Origin of the sequence: Plesiomonas sp. (assembly GCF_051650925.1) — a bacterium.
Lineage (GTDB): Bacteria > Pseudomonadota > Gammaproteobacteria > Enterobacterales > CAMTGL01 > Plesiomonas.
In genome coordinates this window covers 1-5659 of sequence record NZ_JBOFRH010000100.1, presented here as the reverse complement: position 1 = coordinate 5659, position 5659 = coordinate 1, and the positions used below count along the sequence as shown (strand labels likewise).

The 5659-nt window shown below is 44.8% G+C and carries 3 protein-coding genes and 1 pseudogene; 2 read left to right on the top strand and 2 right to left on the bottom strand.

Annotated features, from left to right (window positions below):
* Positions 1-1051: 1051 nt before the first annotated feature.
* Positions 1052-1822, top strand: a complete 771-nt coding sequence (locus ACRC27_RS02215; protein ID WP_438629185.1) for an SDR family oxidoreductase — start codon at positions 1052-1054, stop codon at positions 1820-1822.
* Positions 1823-1997: 175 nt separating this feature from the next.
* Positions 1998-3848 (top strand): glycerophosphodiester phosphodiesterase family protein, encoded by a 1851-nt coding sequence (locus ACRC27_RS02210; protein WP_438629187.1) that lies wholly within the window; start codon positions 1998-2000, stop codon positions 3846-3848.
* Positions 3849-3991: 143 nt separating this feature from the next.
* Here ACRC27_RS02210 and rlmF read toward each other — a convergent pair whose 3' ends face one another.
* Both rlmF and ACRC27_RS02200 read right to left on the bottom strand, forming a co-directional pair.
* The gene (gene rlmF, locus ACRC27_RS02205) at positions 3992-4972 is read right to left on the bottom strand and encodes a 23S rRNA (adenine(1618)-N(6))-methyltransferase RlmF (protein ID WP_438621699.1); all 981 of its coding nucleotides are present in this window, start codon (positions 4970-4972) and stop codon (positions 3992-3994) included.
* A 252-nt stretch (positions 4973-5224) separates the two neighbouring features.
* Positions 5225-5659 (bottom strand): annotated as a pseudogene (locus ACRC27_RS02200) (hypothetical protein); the annotation flags it as partial.

Below are 5659 nucleotides of genomic sequence, written 5' to 3'. Positions count from 1 at the left end.
TGCGATCTGTTTTAGATATGATCTGTAGAGCAGTAATAACCACTGAATCTGATTTTTGTGTGGGAGGCCCATTATCTTCATTACACCCAACTAAAATAAATGCAAAGATGCTCATAAATAGATATTTAAAAATCACCATGTTGATATTAGCTCTCTTATTTTTCACAAAAAGCACCCAATAGTAGATGCCGATAAAATTAGATCGAGATGAGATACGTATTGGTATTAATGGCCTGGAATAAAAGTAATAGGCAATACTTGATTTGAGAGTGTTTTAATATGAGTTCCCAGTGTTAGTCTGTTCTATATTATTGTTTTATTAATATTCCAGATTGGCCTCCTGTTTTTTTGATGAATCAATTTAATTTTTAATTCTATTGTAAGGATTATTTCTTAGTGTGGTCAATGAGGGTGAGTTTTTATTGTGCTGTCTTTTATGTGAAAACAACAGGAGGTATATCACATGTATATCGTATAAAGTGACTTTAATGTTTTCACCATTGAAATGATGACTGTTAATTTCAATGAATTGTTAAATGTCAATTGTGTGTTTTTGATTTTATGTGTTTATATCTATTTTTTTTGTGGGTATTTGTATATATTTGCATCTTTTATCCACATTTTTAAAATGGTAATTTAATTTCATGTTGATTTTTTATGGTATTCTAAATATTTAATTTAGAGTTATTTATTTTTATTTAAAAGTGTAATTAGTAATGTTGGCGTTACTATTTTTTATATTTACTCATATTTAAATGTTAACTTCTTCATTGAACTAATAATGTAATTGTATTTTTATTGTTTAAATCCATGTATTAATGTTACGTAGATGCGGCGCTAAATCCTAAATATGGCAACCAGAAACTCGATCTGACCCCAAAAACGCTTAAAAGCAGCCCTTACTGATGTTTATCCCTTAGATTGACATAAGTTTTAGTTATCGCTGTGAGTGTTATTTTGCATTTCAGTCTCGAGATTTTCGGGGATATAGTTGCACTAAAGACAATCGAGCACGTTTGTCATTACTATTGATTATAGGGATAACCTCGTTATGTCAGAAAATACTCAGCCAGCAGCAGGCGTTGCAAGCTCACAAACCGCATCAAAGCCTTTGGTAGTGATTACCGGTGCAAGTTCAGGGATTGGTGCTGCAACAGCACGACTGTTCTCGGCGAAAGGTTATCCGTTGTTATTGCTGGCCCGTAGGGTTGATAAGTTGGACGCACTGGCATTGCCAAATACACTCTGCCGTAAGGTTGATATTACCGATATCAGCGCGATTACGGCTGCCATTACTGAGGCTGAAACCTTGTATGGCCCTGTTGATGCTCTGATTAATAATGCGGGTGTAATGCTGCTTGGCAGTATGGCAGAGCAAGATCCGGCAGAGTGGCAGACAATGTTATCAGTGAATGTGAGTGGTGTTTTGAATGGTATCCATGCTGTTTTACGCGGAATGCGTGCACGTCAGCACGGTACTATTGTGAATATCAGCTCAGTGGCCGGACGCAAAACTTTTCCTGATCATAGCGTGTATTGCGGCACGAAGTTTGCGGTACATGCCATGACTGAAGGCCTGCGCGAAGAGGTGGCTTTAGATAATGTTCGTTGTATCACTATCGCTCCGGGGGCAGTAGAGACCGAGCTGCTTTCGCACACCACCAGCGAGACAATCAAACAGGGTTATGAGGCATGGAAAACTGAGATGGGCAGTGTGGTGCAACCTGAACAAGTGGCTGACGCTATTTGCTATGCGTATGAACAGCCACAATCATTGTGTATTCGGGAAATAGTCCTGGCGGCAACACGTCAGCAGCCATAAAAAAAATTCCCATTGATAGGATGGATTGACGCAGTATTCACCTTTAGTTTACGTTCAAATGAAGATGACGCTGTTATAATTCGATCAACACTTAGGCAGCCTTGTGGCTGCTTTTTTGTTTATTTTACTGTAGATATAGCCGTAGATATAACCAGAGATCCCATAAGGAGAATGCATGCGCAGTTCGATGAGGCTTACTCCTCAATCAGTGTCTATCAGCCAGTATTGGCGGGAAGCGTGGGGAAACATCCGGCGCAGTGGGCGTAAACTGATCGAGTTTGAACTGCTGTTTGCATTGATGTCAGCAGGGGTCATAGTGCCGCTTTCCGGTTTGGTGCTTAATCATCTGATTAACCGTACGGGTAATGTTGCTATTACCAACTATGACCTGATGGCCTTTGCCTTATCCCCCTATGGCATACTCTTTATTCTGGTGACGCTGTGCAGCAGTTTTACGCTGTTTTTTACTCAGCGGGCTGGGGTGACGATTCTGGCAGCTTCAGTTGTGCATGATCGCCCCGTTGGGCCGATTCGGTCTTTGGTGTTCGCACTGGGTCGGTTGCCGGTTTTTCTGCGGTTAGGCGGAATATATGCGTTGGGTTTGTTGTTGGCTAGTTTGCCTTTTATCATAGCAGGGGCGATTGCCGCCTATTTTTTGTTACAGCGTCACGATATTAATTACTACCTTTATCATCAGCCAACCGAATGGTTTGCTTTTTTGGGATGCATTGCACTGCTGGTTCTAGGCTACGCTGTGTTAGCGATTCATTTATGGGCGCGTTCGATTTTAGCGTTAACCGTGATTGTGAGTGAACGCCGTGGTGCAATCAGTGCTCTGCGTTGCAGTTGGCAGATGACCACCTGCAATGAGCGTTTTATTGTTAAAGCGGCAGGGGGCTGGTGGCTGTTGCTCACGGCGCTGATTTTCCCGCTGAACCGTGCTATTTCTGCGCTGGCTGATTATGGGTTGGATCATGTCACGATTGGGCTATCTGCTGAGGTCGTGGTTGTTAGCTTGGTAGCTGCATTGATTTTTATCCTCAGTGCTGCGTGGTCTTTGTTGGGAATGTCAGGCGAGGCACTGATTATTCAGCAGTTATACCGCGAATCGGGCGGTCAGCTCGCTTCACTTGAACGGTTAGAGCGTAATGCTGCCGCTCGTCAAAATGCTTTATCGGTAAAACTGGTGGGAACAGTACTGATTGCTGTTTTTACCGTGATGCTTGCTGCCGGATTGTATAATTTGGCGGATGAACCCAAACCTGATCAGATATTGATTACGGCTCATCGGGCCGGTGCGGTACGTGGGCCGGAGAATACACTGGCAGCACTGCGTCAGGCTATTGCAGAGCATGCTGATTATGCGGAGATTGATGTACAAACTTCGGCCGATGGGCAGTTAGTTGTGTTGCATGATGCTGATTTGATGCGTATAGCCAATGATCCTCGGAAAGTTTCCGAACTGAGTGCAGCCCAAATTCAGGCCGCCGATGCAGGCAGTTGGCACAGTGCTGCTTTTGCCGGAGAGTCAGTGCCGTTGTTGTCAGAGATGCTGGATTTGGCGCGCAACCAAATTGGGCTAAATATTGAGCTAAAGTATAATCGCCCAGACCCTTTGCTGGCTGAGAAAGTGGTGGCGTTATTGCAACAAGAGAAAATGACTCAGCAGGTTGTCATTACCTCACTGGATGCACGAGCGATAGAAGAGGTGCGTCAGCGTGACCCTTCGATTGCCACAGGGCTGATAGTCACTACCGCAATCGGTGATCCGAGCCGTACTGACACCCAGTTTCTTGCCATCAATCAATCGGTAGCAACTGAGAAATTTATTGCTAGAGCACACAAAAGTGGTAAGCAGATCCATGTCTGGACAGTGAATAACCCCAAGCAGATGATCCGTATGCTGGCATTGGGGGCTGATGTGCTGATAACTGATCACCCACAAGAGGCCGTAGCCATCCGCGCCGAGTGGTTAGCGCTTTCGCCAATAGAGCAGACGGCACTACGCTTGCGTTATGTGTTTTAAGTGTTAAATCAGGCTATAACATAGCCATATGAGATAGCTACAAGGTACAAACAAAAATGCCGTAAGCTCAATAAATAGCTTACGGCATTTTTTATGTGTTTTATCTATTCTGATGAGCTGAACGTACGCTTATCTGCTAATGCTTATCCACGCGCTTTCCAGCGGTACATCCGCCATGCTTTTTGCTGTGCGGGGGTGAAGAATGTCCATGCAACAAAGCGGCTGATTTTTTGGCCCTGTGCCATCTCTATGGTTTTGACTTCCGCTACGCCGGCGTCTTCGAGCGCATCATAAATACGTGACAAGCTTGATTTTTTGGATACGAGCGATGTAAACCAAAAGCATTGCTGGGCAAATTTCTGGCTTTCCGCAATCATAGTGCAGATAAACTGAACTTCGCCACCTTCGCACCATAACTCATTATTTTTACCGCCAAAGTTGGATGCTGATTGTGCAGACACCGTCACTTTGTTGCCACGAATTTTTTGGTTAAAGCCCAGATTATCGCGCTTACGCTGTGAGATCTCTTCTGCTTCTTCTGCTGAACCGTGGAATGGCGGGTTACAGAGTGTGAAATCAATCATCTCGTTAGGCTGGATAATTCCAGTAAAAATATGTTCCAGCGAAGGCTGATGGCGCAGTGATATCTGAGATTGTAGCGATGGGTTTTCAGCCAATATCCGTTCAGCAGATTCAAGTGCAGTAGTATCAACATCTGAGCCGATAAATTGCCAGTTATAGGCATGCTGGCCGAGTAACGGATACACCGCATTTGCGCCAACACCAATATCGATACCGATAACACCTTTGCCTTTGGGTATGCGGCCCTGATTGCTTTCAGCCAGCAGATCGGCAATGTAGTGGAGGTAATCAGCACGCCCCGGAATTGGCGGGCAGAGATAACCTTCAGGGATATCCCAGTTTTCGACGGCATAAAAATGCTTTAGCAGAGCGCGGTTTAACGCTTTTACTGCATTCGGATCAGAGAAATTGATTGAGTCTGTTCCGTAGGCATTACGCTGTACATAGGTTGCTAGCTCAGGGCTAGTCTCTGTCAGTGCTGCAAAGTCGTAAGATGCGCGGTGCAGGTTGCGCGGGTGCAGGCTTTTTTTTGTATCACTCATCGAATATGGCTACCAGAGGAAATAATGCCGCTAATGATAGCGGGAATCCGGCAGTTTGTGGCATAAAACCCGCATTCTGAGGTAATTAAATCCTGATATGCCCGCCTGATATCGGCGGGCTTGGTGTGTTATCGGCCAGAGTGCTGAGAAAAAAATGGCTCTGGAAAAGAGTACCGACACTGCGGTCGGTTCACATAAGAGCAGGGTCTTTAGACCTGAAAACGTAGGCCTATGAAAGCGTAGAACTAAAACTTAGAACTGATAGCTCGCCGACAATTTCAGGTTACGGCCTGACTCCAGCGTACCTGATTCTGGAGAGCCCCAGTAGAAACCAAACCCAGTCGGTTCGGCATACGCGGTATCAAACAGGTTATCGATACCTGCCATCAATTTCAGGCCATTAATCTGTTGTGGCTCATAACTGGTCCACAAATTAACGACACTAAAACCATCACGCTCCACCCGTAACGTATCGACACCGCCTTGCTTGTTGCGCTCATGTTGGATATAGGCATTGTTCGGTGTAAAACGCATATCCGTGCCGACAATAACACTCTCAGTTAGCGCATAAGCGCCCCCGAGTTTAATACTGTGATAACGGGTCTGTGGCAATACCGACTTCATGCCTTGATGGTCGGTCAGCGTTCCATCGCTATAGCTGTAATTAGCGTACAGATCTAAGCGGCC